The 18071-nt window shown below is 70.2% G+C and carries 18 protein-coding genes, 1 tRNA gene and 2 pseudogenes; 8 read left to right on the top strand and 13 right to left on the bottom strand.

Annotated features, from left to right (window positions below):
* Positions 1-243: 243 nt before the first annotated feature.
* The 3 genes from ABZ135_RS23035 to ABZ135_RS23025 all read right to left on the bottom strand — a co-directional run bounded on the left by ABZ135_RS23035 (position 244) and on the right by ABZ135_RS23025 (position 2709).
* Entirely contained in the window at positions 244-669 is a 426-nt protein-coding gene (locus ABZ135_RS23035) for a hypothetical protein (RefSeq protein WP_356698105.1), read from the bottom strand.
* A gap of 5 nt (positions 670-674) precedes the next feature.
* Positions 675-1112, bottom strand: coding sequence for a hypothetical protein (locus ABZ135_RS23030; RefSeq protein ID WP_356698104.1), 438 nt, complete (start codon positions 1110-1112; stop codon positions 675-677).
* Between the two features lie 583 nt (positions 1113-1695).
* Positions 1696-2709, bottom strand: coding sequence for an AraC family transcriptional regulator (locus tag ABZ135_RS23025; protein WP_356698103.1), 1014 nt, complete (start codon positions 2707-2709; stop codon positions 1696-1698).
* Positions 2710-2781: 72 nt separating this feature from the next.
* On the opposite strand from ABZ135_RS23025, the gene ABZ135_RS23020 reads away from it, so the two are divergent.
* Positions 2782-3462, top strand: a complete 681-nt coding sequence (locus ABZ135_RS23020) for an NAD(P)H oxidoreductase (protein WP_356698102.1) — start codon at positions 2782-2784, stop codon at positions 3460-3462.
* A 405-nt stretch (positions 3463-3867) separates the two neighbouring features.
* Here the strand turns inward: ABZ135_RS23020 and ABZ135_RS23015 are convergent, their stop codons facing one another.
* On the bottom strand, positions 3868-4371 hold the full coding sequence (locus ABZ135_RS23015) for a hypothetical protein (RefSeq protein ID WP_356698101.1): 504 nt from the start codon (positions 4369-4371) through the stop codon (positions 3868-3870).
* Positions 4372-4375: 4 nt separating this feature from the next.
* Positions 4376-5107 (bottom strand): hypothetical protein, encoded by a 732-nt coding sequence (locus ABZ135_RS23010; protein WP_356698100.1) that lies wholly within the window; start codon positions 5105-5107, stop codon positions 4376-4378.
* Positions 5108-5183: 76 nt separating this feature from the next.
* Here ABZ135_RS23010 and ABZ135_RS23005 point away from each other — a divergent pair, with 76 nt between their 5' ends.
* The gene (locus ABZ135_RS23005; protein WP_356698140.1) at positions 5184-5354 is read left to right on the top strand and encodes a hypothetical protein; all 171 of its coding nucleotides are present in this window, start codon (positions 5184-5186) and stop codon (positions 5352-5354) included.
* 594 nt (positions 5355-5948) lie between these two features.
* Here the strand turns inward: ABZ135_RS23005 and ABZ135_RS23000 are convergent.
* From ABZ135_RS23000 to ABZ135_RS22990, 3 genes and pseudogenes are all read right to left on the bottom strand, one after another.
* A pseudogene (locus ABZ135_RS23000) lies at positions 5949-6053 on the bottom strand (transposase); the annotation flags it as partial.
* Between the two features lie 495 nt (positions 6054-6548).
* The gene (locus tag ABZ135_RS22995; protein ID WP_356698099.1) at positions 6549-7034 is read right to left on the bottom strand and encodes an RICIN domain-containing protein; all 486 of its coding nucleotides are present in this window, start codon (positions 7032-7034) and stop codon (positions 6549-6551) included.
* A gap of 596 nt (positions 7035-7630) precedes the next feature.
* Positions 7631-7717, bottom strand: a pseudogene (locus ABZ135_RS22990) (MBL fold metallo-hydrolase); the annotation flags it as partial.
* A 211-nt stretch (positions 7718-7928) separates the two neighbouring features.
* On the opposite strand from ABZ135_RS22990, the gene ABZ135_RS22985 reads away from it, so the two are divergent.
* Positions 7929-8156 carry a hypothetical protein gene (locus tag ABZ135_RS22985; RefSeq protein ID WP_356698098.1) on the top strand — a complete coding sequence of 76 codons (228 nt, stop codon included), beginning with the start codon at positions 7929-7931 and terminating at the stop codon, positions 8154-8156.
* Positions 8157-8391: 235 nt separating this feature from the next.
* Here ABZ135_RS22985 and ABZ135_RS22980 read toward each other — a convergent pair whose 3' ends face one another.
* Positions 8392-10119, bottom strand: coding sequence for a BCCT family transporter (locus tag ABZ135_RS22980; protein WP_356698138.1), 1728 nt, complete (start codon positions 10117-10119; stop codon positions 8392-8394).
* A gap of 151 nt (positions 10120-10270) precedes the next feature.
* Between ABZ135_RS22980 and ABZ135_RS22975 the strand changes: the two genes are divergently transcribed.
* The gene (locus tag ABZ135_RS22975; RefSeq protein ID WP_356698097.1) at positions 10271-11200 is read left to right on the top strand and encodes an ADP-ribosylglycohydrolase family protein; all 930 of its coding nucleotides are present in this window, start codon (positions 10271-10273) and stop codon (positions 11198-11200) included.
* Between the two features lie 827 nt (positions 11201-12027).
* Here ABZ135_RS22975 and ABZ135_RS22970 read toward each other — a convergent pair.
* Entirely contained in the window at positions 12028-12258 is a 231-nt protein-coding gene (locus ABZ135_RS22970; RefSeq protein WP_356698096.1) for a hypothetical protein, read from the bottom strand.
* A gap of 532 nt (positions 12259-12790) precedes the next feature.
* On the opposite strand from ABZ135_RS22970, the gene ABZ135_RS22965 reads away from it, so the two are divergent.
* Both ABZ135_RS22965 and ABZ135_RS22960 read left to right on the top strand, forming a co-directional pair.
* On the top strand, positions 12791-13396 hold the full coding sequence (locus tag ABZ135_RS22965; protein WP_356698095.1) for a dihydrofolate reductase family protein: 606 nt from the start codon (positions 12791-12793) through the stop codon (positions 13394-13396).
* A gap of 124 nt (positions 13397-13520) precedes the next feature.
* Positions 13521-14093, top strand: coding sequence for an antibiotic biosynthesis monooxygenase (locus tag ABZ135_RS22960; RefSeq protein ID WP_356698094.1), 573 nt, complete (start codon positions 13521-13523; stop codon positions 14091-14093).
* An 80-nt stretch (positions 14094-14173) separates the two neighbouring features.
* On the opposite strand, the gene ABZ135_RS22955 is transcribed toward ABZ135_RS22960, so the two are convergent.
* Together ABZ135_RS22955 and ABZ135_RS22950 are read right to left on the bottom strand one after the other, a co-directional pair.
* Positions 14174-14770 carry a DUF2165 domain-containing protein gene (locus ABZ135_RS22955; RefSeq protein ID WP_356698093.1) on the bottom strand — a complete coding sequence of 199 codons (597 nt, stop codon included), beginning with the start codon at positions 14768-14770 and terminating at the stop codon, positions 14174-14176.
* Between the two features lie 368 nt (positions 14771-15138).
* Positions 15139-16395, bottom strand: coding sequence for an MFS transporter (locus tag ABZ135_RS22950; protein WP_356698092.1), 1257 nt, complete (start codon positions 16393-16395; stop codon positions 15139-15141).
* Positions 16396-16548: 153 nt separating this feature from the next.
* Between ABZ135_RS22950 and ABZ135_RS22945 the strand changes: the two genes are divergently transcribed.
* The gene (locus ABZ135_RS22945; protein WP_356698091.1) at positions 16549-17430 is read left to right on the top strand and encodes a winged helix-turn-helix transcriptional regulator; all 882 of its coding nucleotides are present in this window, start codon (positions 16549-16551) and stop codon (positions 17428-17430) included.
* Between the two features lie 92 nt (positions 17431-17522).
* Positions 17523-17599: transfer RNA gene (locus tag ABZ135_RS22940), tRNA-Trp, on the top strand.
* Positions 17600-17671: 72 nt separating this feature from the next.
* Here ABZ135_RS22940 and ABZ135_RS22935 read toward each other — a convergent pair.
* Entirely contained in the window at positions 17672-18004 is a 333-nt protein-coding gene (locus ABZ135_RS22935) for a helix-turn-helix domain-containing protein (RefSeq protein WP_356698090.1), read from the bottom strand.
* Positions 18005-18071 lie beyond the last annotated feature (67 nt).

Raw genomic sequence — 18071 nt, 5'->3', positions numbered from 1 at the left:
AGGCGTTCCGCCCGGCGACCGGTGACGAGATCGCCCTTGGCGCCGAGGGCATCGTCACCGTTCGTCTCGGGAGCGCATCCCTCGCCGCGCTCTTCGATTGGTACTTCGAGCCACAGAGCATCCTGTGCACCGAGGTGGAGCAGGGTGTCGGCCGACGGGTCGGCAGGGCCATCTCCGAGACCTCGAGAACCTGGCGGCCAACCGGGGCGAGGGTGATCCGTCCGCTGTCATCTGGCTGGACGATCAGATCGCGGCCGACCGCTCCACCCCATCAATACCGCCGTACAGAAGAAGGAGACAGCCGCCGTCCGCCAGTTGCGGGACACCGCGCAGCTCCAGGTACCCCGTAGCCGGGTCAGAGCGCCGATCTATACCGGCTCTTCCGGCTTTTCGCTGAGCGGCCGCGGCACCGGCGCCCGCTCCGCGGCGGCACGCGCGGCTTCGACGCACAGGCCGCCGCCGCTCCGAGGTGAGCGCGGACCCGGAGCCGAGGGTGCGCAGCATCACAGCCACGCGGGGCGGGATCGTCTTCTCGCGCGGCGCCCAGGTGATGTGCTCGGGGGACGGCAGACCGAGCGCGGCGCGGAAGGCGGTGATGGCCGCTTCGAGGGACTGCGGGGTGATGGGCGCTGCGCCGATGAACGCCTGGAACAGCTCGCGGTGCGCCACCGCGGTCAGGGGCTGGTCTTCGTCACAGTGCAGGCGTACGACCGCCGGCGGATGCGGATCCGGGTATAGCCGTCCCTCGTGTACGCGGCGTGGTGCCGGCGCAGGTCGGCAACAGGGCGGGCGAGAGGGTGCTCGCCCTGGAACCAGGGGAGGGGGTTATTCACCGCAGGTGACCGCTCGGGGCGGCACAGCCGCGCCAGTCTCCCGTAGAGGCCCTGAGCCCGGTGCAGGACGCCGGATTGGGTCACCAGGACCGTCACCTGCCTGGTGGTGGTGTCGTTGCCCAGCCGGAAGCCCACGGTCAGGATCACGTCTGCGGACGACGGTGTGTTGCGTCTGATGAGCGACGACGCACTGGACCGGGTGAGGACGGGGGTGATGAGCCGGCCGTGCTCGTCCACGGTGCAGTCCGCCAGCTCGAAGTCCCAGTCGGTGCGGGTCATGATGCTCGGCACCGAGCTCCCGCACGTGGGGATCTACCGGGGTGCGCCCCTTCGCTCAGGTCGCCCCCTGCGCGCGCCATACCGCGGCCACAGGCCGGTGCGTGGGCATCGCACCGGACGCCCCCTGCGCACCCGGACCGTACACCGAAACAGCACGACTGCAGAAACGTCCACGACCTCGCCGGCACCTGGTCGGCCTCGGCCGTGTCGAGGAGGCCCTGGCCGTCCTTCAACACACCAGCCCCTCACCACCCCTCGTGCCGACGACGCATTTGTGGTCCGACGAGCCACCATGCTGAAGCCCTGATCGAGTGCTGGCGATGACGGCCCCATCATCCGTATCTGCGAGTTCCTGGCCGAAACGGCGTCCGCTCGCCTGTCCACCGCACTGGTCGGAGCCCGTCCGTGGAGCGCCGTGTCCGCGCCGCCCGTGGTTCCGTGGCCGCGCTCCTGGCCGCTGCGGGCGGCGGGCGCCTGCCGGCTGGTGGACCGGCCGAACCGGCTGTCAGCATCGGCATGCTGCCTTCCCATCCCCGCACGGCACGTTGCCTGTGTCTCCCGCATGCATGCCGCACACCCCCGTCTACGTCGACGCGAGAGAACCGGCCCCGGCGACGGCCAGCGCGGCACGGTAGGTGCTGGGACTTCGGCCCTTGTGGCGTTTGAACGCGGCGCTGAAGCCGAAGGCGTCGGCATAGCCGACGGACCTGGCGATCTGCGCTATGCCGAGGTCGGTGTCGGACAGCAGCGCCTCGGCATCGTCCATGCGGCATTCGGTGACGTAGGCGAGGGGCGGACGGCCCATCAGGTGGGTGAAGCGCTTGGCGAACAGCGCCCGGGAGACGCCGGCCCGCGCAGCCAGGGAGGCCACCGTCCAGGGCTCGGCGGGCCGGTCGTGGAAGGACTGCAGGGCGGGTGCGAGGACCGGGTCGGCGAGGCCCCGGTACCAACCGGGCGCGTCGGCGCCCGCCTTGTCGAACCAGCTTCGCAACGTGCACACCAGGGCCCAGTCGAGGAGCCGGTCCATCAGCGCCTGCGAACCGGCCGAGAGACGGGCGGCGTCGGCGGCGGCCGTCTCCAGCCAGGCACAGACGTCGGCGTCCTCCTCGACCACCAGGACGGGTGGCAGAGCGCGCAGAAGCCGCTCATGGCGGTGGCCCGATGCACGGTAGGCGCCCACGATCAGCGCGGTCGCCTGCTCCGAGTCGGCGCCCCACCGGATACCGCCGAGTTCCTGGCCACCGCATTCGGGGCTCTCGGTGAAACAGGCGATCTCGTACGCGGCGTGGGCGCCGTTCAGAGTGGTGGGCTGGTCCACGAGGTGGAACGGTGCGGGGCCACGCACGATGGCGGTGTCCCCCGCGCCGATCGCCCGTTCCGTTCCGTCGGGCAGCAGCAGGACTCCCCCGCCCCGCAGCACGCTAATCATGGTGAGCGGCGCGGAGTCGGCGAAGCGGACGGCCCAGGGCACCGTGAGTACGGCGTGGCTGACGACCGACCCCTCGGCACGGATACCGCTCAGCAGCGAACTCAAAGGATCCACGGAAGGAACTGTAGACGATCTCCTATGTTTTGGAGCGGTTCTCCCATGGATCATCTACGCCGTAGCGGCTGAACTGGACTCGTACATCGGACCGACCGGGACCGATCGAGAACCCCAGGAGACACCGTGACGCAGAACGACAGCCGTGCCAGGACAGCCCTCGTCGTCGTCGCACACCACCGCACCGATTCCCTCACCGCGCACACCGCCCGCCGTGCCACAGCCCGACTCGAAGCCGCCGGCTACCGCGTCGACCTGCTCGACCTGCACGCCGAGGGCTTCGACCCGCGGATGAACGTGGCGGACCAGCCGGACTGGGGCAACCGGGAGAAGAGGTACTCGGAAGAAGTGCACGCCCACATGCAGCGCATCCTGGACGCCGATGCCGTCGTCGCGGTCTTCCCGGTGTACTGGCAGAGCGTGCCGGCCATTCTCAAGGGCTGGATCGACCGCGTCTGGAACTACGGGTTCGCCTACGGCCGCAGCAAGCCGCGCCTCGCCGGCAAGCGCATCCTGTGGCTGGGCCTGGCCGGCGCCACTGGCGACGATCCGATCGTGGCGGGCATGCAGACCGTCCTCGAAACCAGTCTGAACGAGGGCATCGCCTACTACTGCGGCTTCTCGAGCTCCACCGTCGGTCTGCTCACCGACGCGGAGGAACGCCCTCAGCGCGTCGACGCCGAAGGCAACCTCCTGGTCGGCGACGCGATTACGGGCGCGGAGCGAGAGGCGCAGTACACGGCTTTCGACCGCCGCACACAGGAGTTCGTGGACGCCTTCGTCGCCGAGGAGCTCGCGGCGGTCTGACCCCGCCGCCGGTCGGACCGTGCCGTGCCGTGCCGTGCTGTGCTGTGCTGTGCTGTGCTGACGAGCCTGGCCTGCGTCGGGAGGAGGGTCGGTCGACTGCGTGGGCGAACGGCGGCGGGTGGCGTGCGTCAAGGCAGCGAGCAGCCGGTCGTGCAGGTTCACATGGGTGGCGGCGACCCGCGATCATGCCCACATCTGCTCGACCGGCGTAAGCCCCTCAGCAGCAAGCAGACCGACGCCCGCATGAGCCCGACACCTGGTCCGGACTCCTGCCGGACCAGGCGCACGGCACGGCGCTGTCGACTCGGCAGGGGCCGCTCCACCTCGCCGAGGCCGCGTCGTACCAGATGCTCTCCCCGTATCCGGCGAGGCCGCTGCCCCTGCTGCACGTCGGGTTCAGTGGAGTCACAAACCGGCAGCGATGAGGATCCGATACATCCGGGTCGTCCGCAGCGCAGAGTTGGCAGCGGCGTCGTCGGCTACCTCAGGGTCTGGGTCACCGAGCAGATGCTCCAGCAACTCGTCCGTGATGTTGGGGTGACGGGCGACCCCGCGGCGCAGGAAGGGCTGGGGAGCGGCGGTGAGCTGCTGAAGATACGGCAGGGGGAGTTCCGGGTCCTGCAGGGCGAGGTAGCGCACGTTCGGGCTTGACTCGTCAACGAACGTGCGCAGCGCGTCCCGAGGGAAGTTCGGGTGGTCGACCAGCAGCGGTCGGACGTGCGATACGTCGCCGTGGGTGCGGACCAGTCCTTCCAGAACCTCCGGCGGCGTGTTCGGCCGACGGGCGGCAGCACGACGGACGACGAGTTCCGGGTCGTTGTCCAGCCGACGCCATGCCTCTTCAGGTAGGTCGTGGCAGGACGCCAGTACGCGCCGGAATGTTGTGTGCCGACAGTCCAGGTAGCTCATCCGCTCATCGAGAGGCGCTTCGCGCAGCCAGTCCCGCGACCCGGACGAACGGGTCGTCGATGCCCGGAAGGTGGGCAACCATCTCTGCCGACAGATGAGGGTTATCGGCGACAGCCTGATGGTGCTCTTTTTCCTCGAACCGTATGAGCTGCGCGAACTGCTCCCATGTGAGTGGGACATAGCGCGCCACGTTGACGCGTAGGGCAGGGTCGGAAAGGCAACGCTCCCTCCACTCAGGCGGGACACCTGGATTCCTGCGCTCGGTGGCGGCTGCACGGACCTGTGGATCGGGGTCGGCGAGCAGTTCTACTTGTACGGCGAGCGGCCGGTCGTACCAGGCTCGCGCGACTGCGGCACGCAGGCTCGGACTTGGCGCGTGGGGGAGCATCATCCGAGGCCGGCCATAGGCTTCCTCCAGGAGGTCGATGCCGATCTGCACCTTGCGGTCGACCATGTCGCGGACAAAGTTTGTGAACGCGTCGCGAATCGCCGGATCAGGATGCTCGGCAATCCTTCGGCGCATCTCCGGAGAGATCCGGTCCCCGTGAAGGCCCACCGCGGTGTCACAGTCGCCATGCTTCAGCAAAGCATCGACAACGGCGTCCTCCAGCCGCCCGCGGCGCTGCGATATCCCGTGTCGGCCGGCCTTGTGCGTAGCCAGACGTACCAGGACGTCCTGAGGAGCCGACGGGTTCCGCCCCAGCCCGGAGAGTTGGGGGTGAGCAAGGCTTGTCATGCGCTCAACCTAGTCGGACCTGCGGCGTCGGCGTCGGCTGCGTACAGCCTTCCCTCGGTCCTCAGTCCGGAGGTACGTGGCCGTTGCCGAGGCGATCGCCCGCAAGGTGGGGACCGCATGGGACGGCGAGTACGGCGTCGACATCGAGCACCTCCACATCGACCGCCCGGTCGTGCCCGCCTCCAGTTGCCGGCGTCCCGGCTGCGCCGTCGCCGACGGCCAGAAGGGGCGCCCCGGCGAGAGGTGAGGTGTGAAGTCCGAACGCACGGGAAGAGGCGTGGCAACGCCGCCGTGCACGGACAACCCCCGACCCGTGGACGGCGGCGATGGCTGGTGGCCGGTGGATGGCAGTGCCGCCTGCGGGCCCCATTCCGCAGGCGGCACCGCCGCCCCGCGGAGGCTGCTTAGGCAGTCTTTCACCGCCGCGACCCGGCGGTCTCTTCGCTCTCGTGCGCCGTGCCGAGCGCACCGCCCTCGACACGTGGCTCCCGCGCTTTCGCGCGCTCCGGGAGCGTGCAGGCGATACCGCGGCGTCGTAGGTGGGCCCTGATGATGCGGGCGGAGTGGTCCTTGTCGGCGACCACACGCTCGGGCCGGGTCTGGGTCCTTCCGGCCCCGGCCGGGCAATGCGGACCTCGACCATGACGGGTTCGAACCGGGTGCGGTCGTTGACGTTGCCGCCGGTCAGGGTGAAGCCGAGCGGCTGGCCCCGGCCGCATACTGATGCGCCCGCATGGTGGTCGAGTCGACACAGACGATCGTCCAGTCCACAGCCCCGAGGCGTCGGAATACTGCTGCACATGGGGCGGAGACTGTACCGGGTGCCGTCGGCGGCTTCGTGCCGGAAACGTTCGTAGACCGTCTTCCACGGCCCATAACGTTCGAGCAGGTCACGCCACGCAGCCCCGGTGGACAACTCCCACAGGATCCCGTTGACGACCTGGCGCCGGTGCCACCGCGTGACGGCGGGGCCGCGGCGTCGTTGGACGGTACCGTCCCCGAGCCGGGCCCCGGGGACGTCATGCCTGATTTCCCGAGGCTCGTTGCGTGTTGGGGTCAGCTCTCTTCGGCCGCCGTGGGGGTGCGTCGCCCTCCTGGACGACTGGACGCAGCCTGGGATCGGGGTCCTCGTGAGGCGGCGCCGGCGATCGGGGCGAGCCGCTGCCAAGTGCGGGCGCTGACCCGGACGGGGGACAGTGGCGGATTACTCACGGGCACCGTACGACACGGCCTCGAGGGCGGCGATGGCAGGGAAGCGCTTCGGATCGCCCTCCTACCGGAAGGTCTCCTCGTAGCGGGCGAGGTGCCGCAGCGGTTGTCGTGGTTGGCGGGCCCGGCTAAGAGGCGTGCCTCCTTCCCCGTTTTGCTCCGACTCTTCTCGCGCCGAGGGTGGGAGCCGTGACGGCGGCTCCCACCCCAGAGGGAGCTTCACCAACCGGTCCTATGTGGGGTTGACCTGCCAACGCCGGTAGGCGTTGTAGCTGTCACAATCCCTGTCATAGACATCTGAACCCTGGTTACCGCCGGAGTCCAGGCACGAGTTGTTCGCCTTGTTGTAGATCTGCTGATCGGTGGCACTCGGCTGGATCTGCCACCGTTGGAACTTGTTGTCCAACTGGCAACTGCGGGTGTAGACGACGCCGCCGCGCTCGTCGGCATCCAGGCAGGTTCCGTCCCGCTTGTTCTGGATGTTGTAGAACCCGTCGGCCCGGCCGATCAGACGCCACACCATGGCGTTGTCGTTGTCCGTGCATCGTTCAGTCACGACGACTTTGCCCGGCCCGAGAGCCGTGAGACAGGAAGCGTTTCCCCAACTCTGGAGCAGAAACTCCCCGGATGCCTGCCTGGAGCCCTGCTCTGTCGCCACGGCCGAAGCCGTGATCGCGCCGACGCTGACCGCCGCCAGCGCTGCGAGCGCCACTGTCATACCTCGCATGAACACACCTTCCCTGTCAGCCGACAGAACGTCGGCGCGGATCTCGGCAGATGGATCCCACTACCGGCGGCCCGAAGCGCAAGGGCTGATCAGGTTCACGCTCGCGAGCAATGGGAAACGTTCCTGCATCGGCCATACGCCGTCGTCCAGGCACAGCACGGCGAGTCGGGCGCCGCCCGGTCCTCGCCGTTGGCCTCCACTGACCTCTTCGTCATGCCTGGCGCACGTACGACAGGCCGTCGCATCCTCCACGTCCTGCCTGAGCGCGAGGTCCAGCAGGCAGGGGCCGGGGCGTACTTGTAGGCGTCGGTCATCAGCTCACTAACGACCAGCTCCACGACGCTCATCGCGCGGTCGGAGACCGAAATGGCATGCACACCCTGCACGCCGGCCATGGAAAGCGCGGGCCGCCTCACGAGCGACGGCGATCGGCCAGCCGCCTACGAAGGCACGGGCCAGCAGGGCCGGACGAGCCGACAGCGGCTGGTCCTCGTTTGCGCACAACACTGCGCCCCACCACCCTCCACCCGAGCAGGTTGATTGTCCCTGGGCACGGACCGGGCCCTGTTGTTCGCCGGGGCCGTCGAGGTCGGGTCGGTAAGAAAGCGCGGGCCGCCGTATACGAAGAGGGCAGTCGGGCCGCCGAAGACGCGGACGGGGAACCGGGCGGCCACACGGTCGGGGAAGGCACTCCTCACGGATGGACACAACCCGCACCACGAGAAGGGTGGAAGAGCTCTGAGGGACGAACCCGCCCTGCTGTCGGCAACGGGCGAGGAGGAGCACCCCGCCCTGGCCCTGGCCCTGGCCAATAGTGCCGTCGCACTGCCCGGCGGGCGCTAAGCCGACCTCCTGGGTACCCCGGCGCAGGCCGAGCAGTGGCTGGTGCGGCGCGACCTCGCCCCAGCCGACGCCGGCCTGGCGGACGTATGCGCCACACAACTGCGCTCGCTGCGCGAATACGACAGGTCGCTGCTGGCCTCCCGCATCATCGGACAGCCCGCCCAGCCCGCCGTCACGGCGACCAACGGCGCGATGACCCGCGCCCCTCCACCCCACCACCGAGGTCGTCGAGCACCCTGGCCGTCACCGCCACCGACGCCGCCCGCCTGACCGCTTGCGCCTCCCTGACCTGCAAGCGTCCCCTGCTCAAACACAGCCGCCCAAGGCCAGCCGGTGATGCCGGGGACCAGGCCGCCCAGCGGGTCACCGATCAGTTCGGCGTAGCGCCGGTCGGGTGCCGGGCCGGAGTGGTCGGCGCCGGCGATCGGTGCCTATGGCGAAGACCCAGGTCACCGCCCCGGGCCTCATCCCAACCGAGACCGGCACAGTAGCCCCCCTCTGCCCGTCAGGAGGCCGAAGGCGGGGCGCCCGGCTCCTTGTGGTCGCGGGCGTCCTGTGTTTCCCCTGCGGGGGTCTCGTCCTGCGCCGGGCCGATGCGGATCTCGAAGTCGCCCGCGTACTTCTCGTGGCCCGCGATCACGGCTTCTTCCACCGCCTCTTCGGCGAGTTCGTGGCGGACGATCAGCGGGTCACGGCGGAGGTCCCGCAAGAGGGCCCAGCACATGCCGATCATCACCAGGACGAACGGGGCCGCGACGAGGATGGTCAAGTGCTGCAGGCCCGCGAGGGCGTCGCCCTTGCCCTCGCCGACCAGCAGCATCACGGCCGCCACGCCACCGGTCACCACGCCCCAGAAGACGACGACGAACCGGGCAGGCTCGAACGTGCCCTTCTGGGAGAGGGTGCCCATCACGATCGACGCCGCGTCGGCGCCGGAGACGAAGAAGATGCCGACCAGGATCATCACGAGCAGGCTCATCACGCCGGCGATCGGGAATTCCTGGAGCACGCCGAACAACTGCGCCTCGGGCGTGGTCGCCCCGCCGAGGCTTCCCTGCTCCTTCAGGCGCATGGCCGTACCGCCGAAGACGGCGAACCAGACCAGGCTTACGGTGCTGGGCACCAGGATGACACCGCCGACGAACTGACGGATCGTGCGTCCCCGGCTGATGCGGGCGATGAACATGCCGACGAACGGCGTCCAGGAAATCCACCAGGCCCAGTAGAAGACCGTCCAACTGCTCAGCCAGTCGGCGACGTCACCACCACCGGTGGACGCCTCGGTGCGGCCGACGAGCTGCGGCAGATCGTCGAAGTACGCGGCGAGGGAGGTCGGGATCAGGTCGAGGATCAGAATGGTGGGGCCGACGATGAACACGAAGACCGCGAGAATCACGGCCAGCACCATGTTGGTGTTGGAGAGCCACTGAATGCCCTTCTCCACGCCGGAGACGGCGGAGAAGACGAAACAGACCGTCAGCACGCCGATGATGGCGACGAGCAGCCCCGTCCCCGCCTTGCCCAGCCAGCCCACCTCGTGCATGCCGCTGCCGATCTGGAGCGCACCGAGTCCCAGGGACGTGGCGGAACCGAAGAGCGTGGCGAAGATCGCCAGAATGTCGATCACCCGGCCCGGCGCCCCCTCGGCGCGCCTCCTGCCGATGAGCGGCACGAAGACAGCGCTGATCGTCTGCCGCCTGCGGCGCCGGAAGGTGCTGTACGCGATGGCCAGGCCGACCACCGCGTAGATGGCCCACGGGTGCAGCGTCCAGTGGAAGAGCGTGGTGGCGAGCGCCGTCTGCATGGCGTCCGCCGAGTCCGCGGGGTCGGTGCCCGGCGGCGCAGTGGTGTAGTGCGCAAGGGGTTCACTGACGCCGTAGAACATCAGGCCGATGCCCATGCCGGCGCTGAACATCATGGCGACCCAGGAGACGGTGCTGAACTCCGGCTTCTCGTGCTCCTGGCCCAGCTCGATCCGTCCGTACCGGCTGATGGCGAGCCAGAGCGCGAAGACGACGAATCCGGAGGCGGCCAGGACGAAGGCCCAGCCGCCGTTGTGCATCAGGGCGTTCAGCAGGGTGTCGGAGACGCTCTCCAGGGCGCTGGTGGCCGTGGCTCCCCAGATGACGAAGCCCAAGGTCAGCACGGCCGTCACCCCGAAGACCACCCGGTCGGTGACAGGTGGCTGGTCCTCGTGCGGATGGCGGCCGGGCAGGGCCGCCTTCACCGGCAGCCGCAGCCTTTGGCCCCGTTTGCGTTGCTCCTGAGACACAGGCGCCACCCTTCGCGATCATGGCCCGAATTCGACTTCCTGCTATCCCGTACCACGGCGCGCACACCTGTCCCGGCATCAACAGGCACCGGCCACACTCTTTTGTGCGGTGATGAGCCGCACGGGTGTCGAAGAGGAGCGGCCCGAGAGCCCGCAGCCACTGCCGCCCTCGCCCCACAGGCAGCCCTGCGCCCGCATCGGGGCGTGGGTGGTGTCGCCGGGAATGGTGCACCCCTTGCCGCCGTCCCCGCCCGCGCGCGCCAACGGCGACTCGGTCCGTACCGGCTGGCTGCGCACGCTGCCCTGGCTGTACGCCCGCCGCGCGCCCGGCAACGCCTGCCTGACCGGAGTCGCGGCCGGGCACGTACCCGACCCCTACGCCCCGCCGGGGGAGCCCGGACCGGTCAACCCCCAGTCGAAGGGGTGCGGCACGGTGATGCGGTCCGCGCCGTTCGGGCTGACCGGCGACAGCCCGTCCAGGGCCTTCGCCCTGGCGGCCGCCGCGTCCCGGATCACGCACGGTCACCCGACCGCCGCTCTGGCTTCCGGCACGTTCGCGGCGATCGTGGCGTACCTGCTCCGGGGCGAGTCCAGGGCGGGCGCGGTGCTGCGAGCGATGGAGCTGCTGCGCCGGCACACCGGGCACGAGGAGACCACGGCCGCCCTGCGCGCCGCCGTGGACCTGGCGGACGAGCCCGGCGCGCCGAGCGCCGAGCGGGTGGAGACCCTGGGCGCCGGCTGGGTCGCCGAGGAGGCGTTGGCCATCGCCGTCCACTGCTTCCTCGCCCCGACCGCGTCGGTGGCGGACGCCCTGCTGCTCTCGGTCAACCACTCCGGGGACAGCGACTCCACCGGCTCGATCTGCGGGAACCTGCTGGGCGCCGCGGTGAGCGACGTCCGACTGCCACCGCAGTGGCTGCTGCTGACGGAGGGCCGGACGGCGATGTCCCGACTGGCTGAGGACTTCAGCCTGCAGTTCGAGCACGGGGAGCTCGCGCCCGGGGTGCCGGTGCACTCCTTCGACCCGTCCCGCGAGCACTGAGCACGGCCGCTTTCTCGCATCCGGATACAAGGGCCTGTCGACAGCGATGAGGTCGGGTGGCCGGCTTTTCCGCCAGCCTCTGTGAGAGCGAACGGAACGCCGGCACAAGGAAAGCCCCGATCCGGTGGGATCGGGGCGGGTCGGCGGTGCGGTGGTGCGGGGCCGGTCCGGGGCGGCTGCCATCTCGGTACGGCCCGGCGTACGGGAGCGGCCGCGCGGGCGGTGCGGTATGCACTGCGGTGGGAGGGGGTGTGCTCGCGGCAGGGGCGGTGGCTGCTGCACGCAGACGCCGATTAGCCCTGGAGCACGTCGATCTGCCAGGCCCGCCGGAGGTGGTGGCGTAGCGGCGGTGGGTGTCGGTGGCGCGGCGGGTGATGCGGCCCGAGGTCGGGCCGAACGGGCGTTCGCTCTCGCGCGGGTGGTGGGGGCCCGGTGGGGGGGAGCAGGCTGTGTCGAGGAGTGGGAGGTGGTCTGGCCGGGGGCGCCTGCATCGGGAAGCGGGCGGGGATGCCGGTGGTGGTCTGGGGTGCTGGCGGATCGTGGGGCGGGATGCAGTCTTCACGGTGCGGGTGATCCCGTCCGTGCCCCAGCGCAGCTTCCGCGGTGGTCGTTCGGCTCCTGCCGGCTCCCGCCCGGCCGTCCGGTCCGCGTCCGCCTGAGCTTGCAGCCACTCGAGGGCCACGTCCCGGGCTTGGTGGTCAGCGGCGTGCGGCGCGGTCGATGCATGGTCGTGGTCTCCGGTGGGCCGGCTGCGCCGATACCGGTGCCGCTGCCCGGGGGTCTCTGACCCGGACACCGTGATCAGCGTGTCCGGGTCGATGTGCCCCTTAGCAGATGTCGAGGTTGTTGAAGTCGTACGTCAGGCGGTCTTCGATCGAGTAGGACCTGTCGTCCGCAGGGACCCAGGCGTGGTACTTGGGACCCCAGAAGTGGACTTGGGCTCCGTTGGTCTGGTGGTTACGGACTGCGAGCGCGTCGATGAAGTTCGAGAGCGATCGCGTGTCGCACTTGTACAGGTGGAAGATGCTGTGGGTGCCGTCGCCCTGGCCGATCGACACGCAGGCGATTCCTTCTGCCCGGGAGCACGCGTACAGCCCCCATTCCCGGTCGACCACGCCCCGCTGGACCCACTCGCCCGAGAACAGGGGGTAGATCTGCGGTGTCCACGCGGTCGGTCCGGCCGCAACGCTCGGTGCTGCCTGTGCGGGTGCCTGCGCCGCCAGTGGAACAAGGACTGCGGCGATCATCGCCACGGCCGTTGCCGCCGCCCGTGCTCTGATTCTTCTCAGCCTCATGGGAACTCCTCTGCAGTCGCGACCGATGCGCGAGGCGAGACCGGCCCGGAGGGCTTCGCCTCAGGGCAGGTGGCTCTCCTCGGGGTGGTGTTTGCGGTCCAGATTCTGCGCAAGGGCGGGAAAGGTCCGCCATGTTTTCGAAGTTCGTCGAAAGGTGGCCGGCTCCTCCCCAGCGGAACCATCGATGTGATCTGCTGCAGCTCATGGGTTTTCTGGTGACCGCACGGCGCGGCCGATGAGTTTGTGGGTCCCGGCCGGTCCAAGCTCGTGACACACCAGGAAAGGACACACCTCCATGTCGGAGCTTCTCGTCGACTTCATCACCTCCCTCGACGGTTACGCATCGGGAGAGGGATGGCCCGGGTTCTGGGGCCTCGAGGGCCCGGAGTACCTCGCATGGCTGGGCGAGCAGCCCAAGGCCACCTATCTGATGGGAGCGAACACCTACCGCCTGATGTCGGGCTTCGCCGCGGGCGAGGTTCCGAGTGGCCAGGACGAGTTCCGGCCCGAAGAGGAGGCGTCCGTCGACGAGCTGACGCGAGCGCCCAAGGTGGTGTTCTCCTCCTCCCTGGAGGAGCCGCTGACGTGGGCGAACTCCACGCTGGTCCGTGGCGACGCCGTCGAGGCGGTCCGCACCATGAAGTCGAGTGGGTCGGGGCTCCTCAGCACGATCGGCAGCCTCAGCCTGTGTCGGTCCCTGCTGCGAGCCGGACTCGTCGACCGCTTCCGGGTCGTGATGTTCCCCGTGATCACCGGGGCCACGGGCGAAGAACGCATCTACGACGGCTATCCGGACGTCGCCCTCGAGATGCTCGAGCACCGCACCTTCGACGGCCGCATCCAACTGGTCGAGTACAAGCCCCGCGTCCTCGAGCACCCGCCGCTCCGCGTCCCTGCGTGACCTCGCCCCACCCGGCGCCGGTACGGACGAACGCCAGGCCGGCGCCACCTACCCGATACGGAGGGGCCGCTGGACACCGCGCGTAGAGTGTGACCGGGCGCGGTGAGATGACGAGGAGTCTGTGTTGACCGCGGTCAGCCTTGAGCACACCACCGTTCCCGCCGACGCCGGCGAGGTGACCCTCCTGATAGCCCGCCGGGTGGAGCCCGGCCACGAAGCCTCGTTCCAGCAGTGGGCGAAGGGCATCCTCGACACCGCGGCGGCCTTCCCCGGCCACCTCGGGTACGGGCTCTTCCGCTCTTCCGGCGGCGACGCCCCCTGGTTCCTCGTGCACCGGTTCCGGGATGCGGAAGCGTGCCGGATCTGGCAGGAATCGCCGGAGCGTGCGGCCTGGTTCGCCGACTGCGAAGGTCACCATCACACGGAGATCGCCCGGCGGGAACTGACCGGCATGGAGACGTGGTTCGCGAAGCCGGGCTCCACGCGGCCCGCGCCGCCGCGGTGGAAGATGGCGGTCAGCGCGACTCTGGCGATCTACCCGATCTCCGTGCTCGGCGGCCTCTTCCTGACGCCCCACCTCACCGGACTTCCTCTCCTTCTCGCCAGCGCGGTCACGGCATGCGTCTTCAACGTGTTCATGACGTACGTCTCGATGCCGGTCGTGAGCAAAATCCTGCGCCGCTGGCTCACCCCGTAGCGGCCGTTCTCCCTTGCCCGAGCCCGGCGGGGCCCCTGAGCACAGGGCCGTGGGTCGTCTCGAACCCGGCGCCGGAGGTGTCAGGTCCGTTGGGCATCCGTCCGGCGCACGGCGGGCAGGTGGGTCACGAGGAGTGTGAAGGCGGCCAGCGCGACGTTGCGGGCCGCGGCGTCCAGACCGTTCCAGTCGGACGACTGCCACATGGCGAACCACTCGCCCCCGATCGCGAGGAAGCCCATCCCGAAGAGCAGCAGCACCATCACCAGCCCCACCGTGCTCGCGGCGCGGGCACGGTCGTACGCGTCGCGGCGCAGCCCTGTGATCCAGAACCAGCTTGCGGCGAGGAGGACGAGCGCGGCCAGGGTCTCCCAGACGATGATGGCGACATACGCGGCGTTCTGGAGGGCCGGCGATTCGACCGCTCGCCACATCAGGTCAGGGTCCTTGAACGTGGTGTCCATGCTCAGGACGTGCTGGACGAACTGCTGGTTGGTCCCGAAGTCCGTGATGTTCCCGAAGGCGACCAGCGTCATGTAGAGCGCGACGGTCAGCGTCAGCGCGGTCGCCGCGACGGGCGGCGCGCCCAGCCGGAGTAGCCGGCTCGACCGGCCGGCCGGGGACGTCCCAGGCGAGCGGGCGTCGAAGTCGGTTGCGGCGGACCGATGGGGCTGTGCCATGGACGTGCCCTCCCTCGTCGTCCCGCGGAGGGTTGGACCGCAGGTCGTTGGCGTCAGGTACCACGGGGCGCGGTCGGATGCTTACGGCGCCGGCCCCTCCCCCGGTGCACACGTTCACCCTCATGGCGCCCGCTTGCTCGGGCCGGCGGCCTCGGCCCACAACCAGAAGGCGACCACCTCGGCCGAGTCTGCCGGTGCCACGATAGCCACCCGCGCCCCCTCCAGCCAGACCCGCACGGACCGACCCGCCCCACGGCGTACGGGCACGGGCACCGGCACCGGCACCGGCACCGGCACCGGCACCGGCACGAGGTTCGTCCCGGCCCAGCCCGGCCGTGGATGTGGCGCCCCTCATCGAGCCTGCGGCGTCAGGTGAGGTCGCGGTGGCGGCCCACCCTCGTGGAGAAGAGGTAGAGCGGGGGCAGGAGGGCGGCGGCGCAGACGGTCCAGAGGGCGGTGTGGGCGCCGGTGAAGGTGGCGAGGAGACCGGCGGTGAGCGCGCCGAGCGGCAGCGCGCCCCAGGAGACGAAGCGGACCGTGGCCATCACGCGGGACAGCAGCTCCGGAGGTGACTGGGTCTGCCGGTAGGTGCGGGTGGTGATCGAGCCGATGACGGTGCCGAAGGCGAAGCCGGCGTTGCCCAGGGCGAACCAGTACGCGTCCCCTGCCGACGTGGTCAGCGGGGCGAGCAGGAGCAGCGCGCCGCCGGCCAGGTCGGCCACGATGATGCCGCGAGCGGTGCCCAGGCTCGTGGTCACCCGGACCGCGACGGCGGCACCGGCCAGCGCGCCGACTCCGTCCATGGCGAGGACGAGGCCGAGTTGTACGGGATCGAGGCCGGCCTCGCGGACCAGGTAGAGCGGGGTGAGGGCGACGAGGGCCGCGTTGACGAAGTTGGCGGCGGTCGCCCAGATCATGCAGGGCCGCATGACCGGGTGTCCGGTGACGTACCGCCAGCCCTCGCGCATCAGCCGGAGCGCGCTCTCGCCGGTGCGGGGCGCGGGGCGGCTCTCGGGGAGGGTGCGCAGGAGCACCGCGGAGGCCAGGTAGCTGGCGGCGTCCACGACGAGCGCGCCGACCGGGCCGGTCGCGCTGATCAGGACGCCGCCGAGGGAGGGGCCGCCGGTGTCGGTGACGGCGTGCGTGCCGGACATGACGCTGTTGCGGGCGGCCAACTGCCGGGCGGGGACGACGGCGGGCAGGAAGGTGGAGTTGCCGATGTCGAACAGCACCGTCGCCGCGCCGGTGACGAGCGCCGCGCACAGCAGGTGCGGATACGTGAGGGTGCCGAGCCACCAGGCGAGCGGCAGGGATCCGAGCGCCGTGAAGCGTACGAGGTCGAGGGCGACCTGGAGGCGGCGCAGGGGTACGCGCTGCGCGACGACGCCCGCCGGGAGGCTGAGCAGCAGCCAGGAGACCTCGCCGGCGGCGGCGAGCAGGGCGACCTCGAAGGCGGTGGCGTCGAGGACGGTGAGGGCGACGAGCGGCAGGGCGAGGGCGGTGACGGCGGTGCCCGCGCCGCTGACGGTGGCGGCGGCCCAGAAGCGCCAGAAGACGCCCGGCGGGGACGTCTCCTGTTCCTCGTCGCGTCGGTCGTGCTTCGGGATCGCTCGTGTCCCGCTCATACGGCGCCCACCCCCGGATCTGGTTAGTCTCTATTGGGAACTCACTCACTCCAGGTGAGTTTCTATCGGGAACTGACCTCATGGCGCAAGATGGTTCCGACGAGCGGCCGCCGCGCGCGAGAAGTGGAGACCGCGAGAAGTGGAGACGCTGTGATGAGGTCGGTGCCCGAGAAGGACGCCGCCTGCGCGATCGCGCAGGCGGCGGCGGTGGTCGGCGACTGGTGGAGCCTGCTCCTGATCCGGGAGACCGCACGCGGGCACCACCGGTTCGACGCGCTCCAGGAGGAGCTGGGCATCTCCCGGAAGGTGCTCACCGAGCGCCTGGCGCACCTCGTGGAGACGGGGGTCCTGGAGAAGGTCCCGTACCAGGACAGGCCGGTGCGGCACGAGTACCGGCTGACGGAGAGCGGCCGGGGGCTGCTGCCGGTGCTGCTGTCGATGCAGGACTGGGCCGACCGCTGGGTCTTCGGCGACGGCTCGCTCAGCGGCACCGCCGACGAGGCGAGCGCGGAGGCGCGGCGCGTCGCCGGCCTGAGGGGCGAGCGACTGCCGCGTCTGGAGCTGCCGGGTCACCGCGACGGCGCTCCGGTGGACCCGGTGGGCGGCGGCGCGGCCACCGTCCTGTTCTGCTATCCGGCGACCGGATTCCCCGGCCCTCTGCCCGACGGTTGGTCGGGGATCCCCGGCGCCATCGGCTGCACGCTGGAGAACCGGCTCTTCCGGGACGCGTACGAGGACTTCCGGGCCGCGGGCGCGGAGGTGCGCGGCGTCAGCACGCAACGCTACGACGAGCAGCGGGTGTTCGCCGTCGAGGAGGGCCTGCCCTTCACTCTGCTCTCGGACGTCGACCTGCGCCTCGCCGCCGCCCTGCGGCTGCCGACCTTCCGCGCCGGGCAGGTGCTGCGACTGAAGCGGGCCGTGCTGGTGGTGGACCGCGACCGCGTCGTACGGCACGCGCGCTTTCCGGTGACGGACATTCCGGCAGCGGTGGGCGAGGCACTGACGGAGGTACGGCGCCTGGCGGCGGAGGACTGACGGGCACCCCCGCCGCCCCGATGAGCCCCTGCCCCGCCCGCCGGAAACCCGGTGGTGGCCGGCCCGGCCGGGTGGCATGCTGGCGACCGCGAAGGGGTGTAGCTCAGATGGCCAGAGCGCCGGTCTCCAAAACCGGATGCCGCAGGTTCGACTCCTGTCACCCCTGCCAAGGAGACATGCCGCAGTGCCCCTGCCGGTAGCGGGGGCCTTGTGCGGGCCGGGGGATCGACAGTTACGACCCCTAGGAGGCCACCGACTGCCGGCCCGTCCGCGCCGACTCGTCCTGCACGAGCAAGGACAGGAGAGAGGCCAGGGGGAGGCCCGCTTCCGCGGGGTGGCGCAGCACCTTGCCCGGCTCTATGCGGTACGTGTTGGTCCGCCCCTCCCGGGTGTGGGAGAGGTAGCCGTCCTGTTCGAGGTCGGCGATGATCCGGGACACGGCGCGCTCGGTGAGCCGGCAGCGCGCGGCGATGTCACGGATGCGGACGTTCGGATTGTCCGCGATGGCGGCCAGGACACGCGCGTGGTTCGTGATGAACGTCCATCCGGTGTGGGATTCAGGGACTCCAACCATGACTCCGGATTTTACGCGACCCAGCTTGCCAGAACAGAAATACATGACATAACTTTCCTGCATTCGA

This window comes from Streptomyces sp. NPDC006339, from assembly GCF_040612775.1.
Lineage (GTDB): Bacteria > Actinomycetota > Actinomycetes > Streptomycetales > Streptomycetaceae > Streptomyces.
This window is presented reverse-complemented; position numbering and strand designations above follow the sequence as displayed.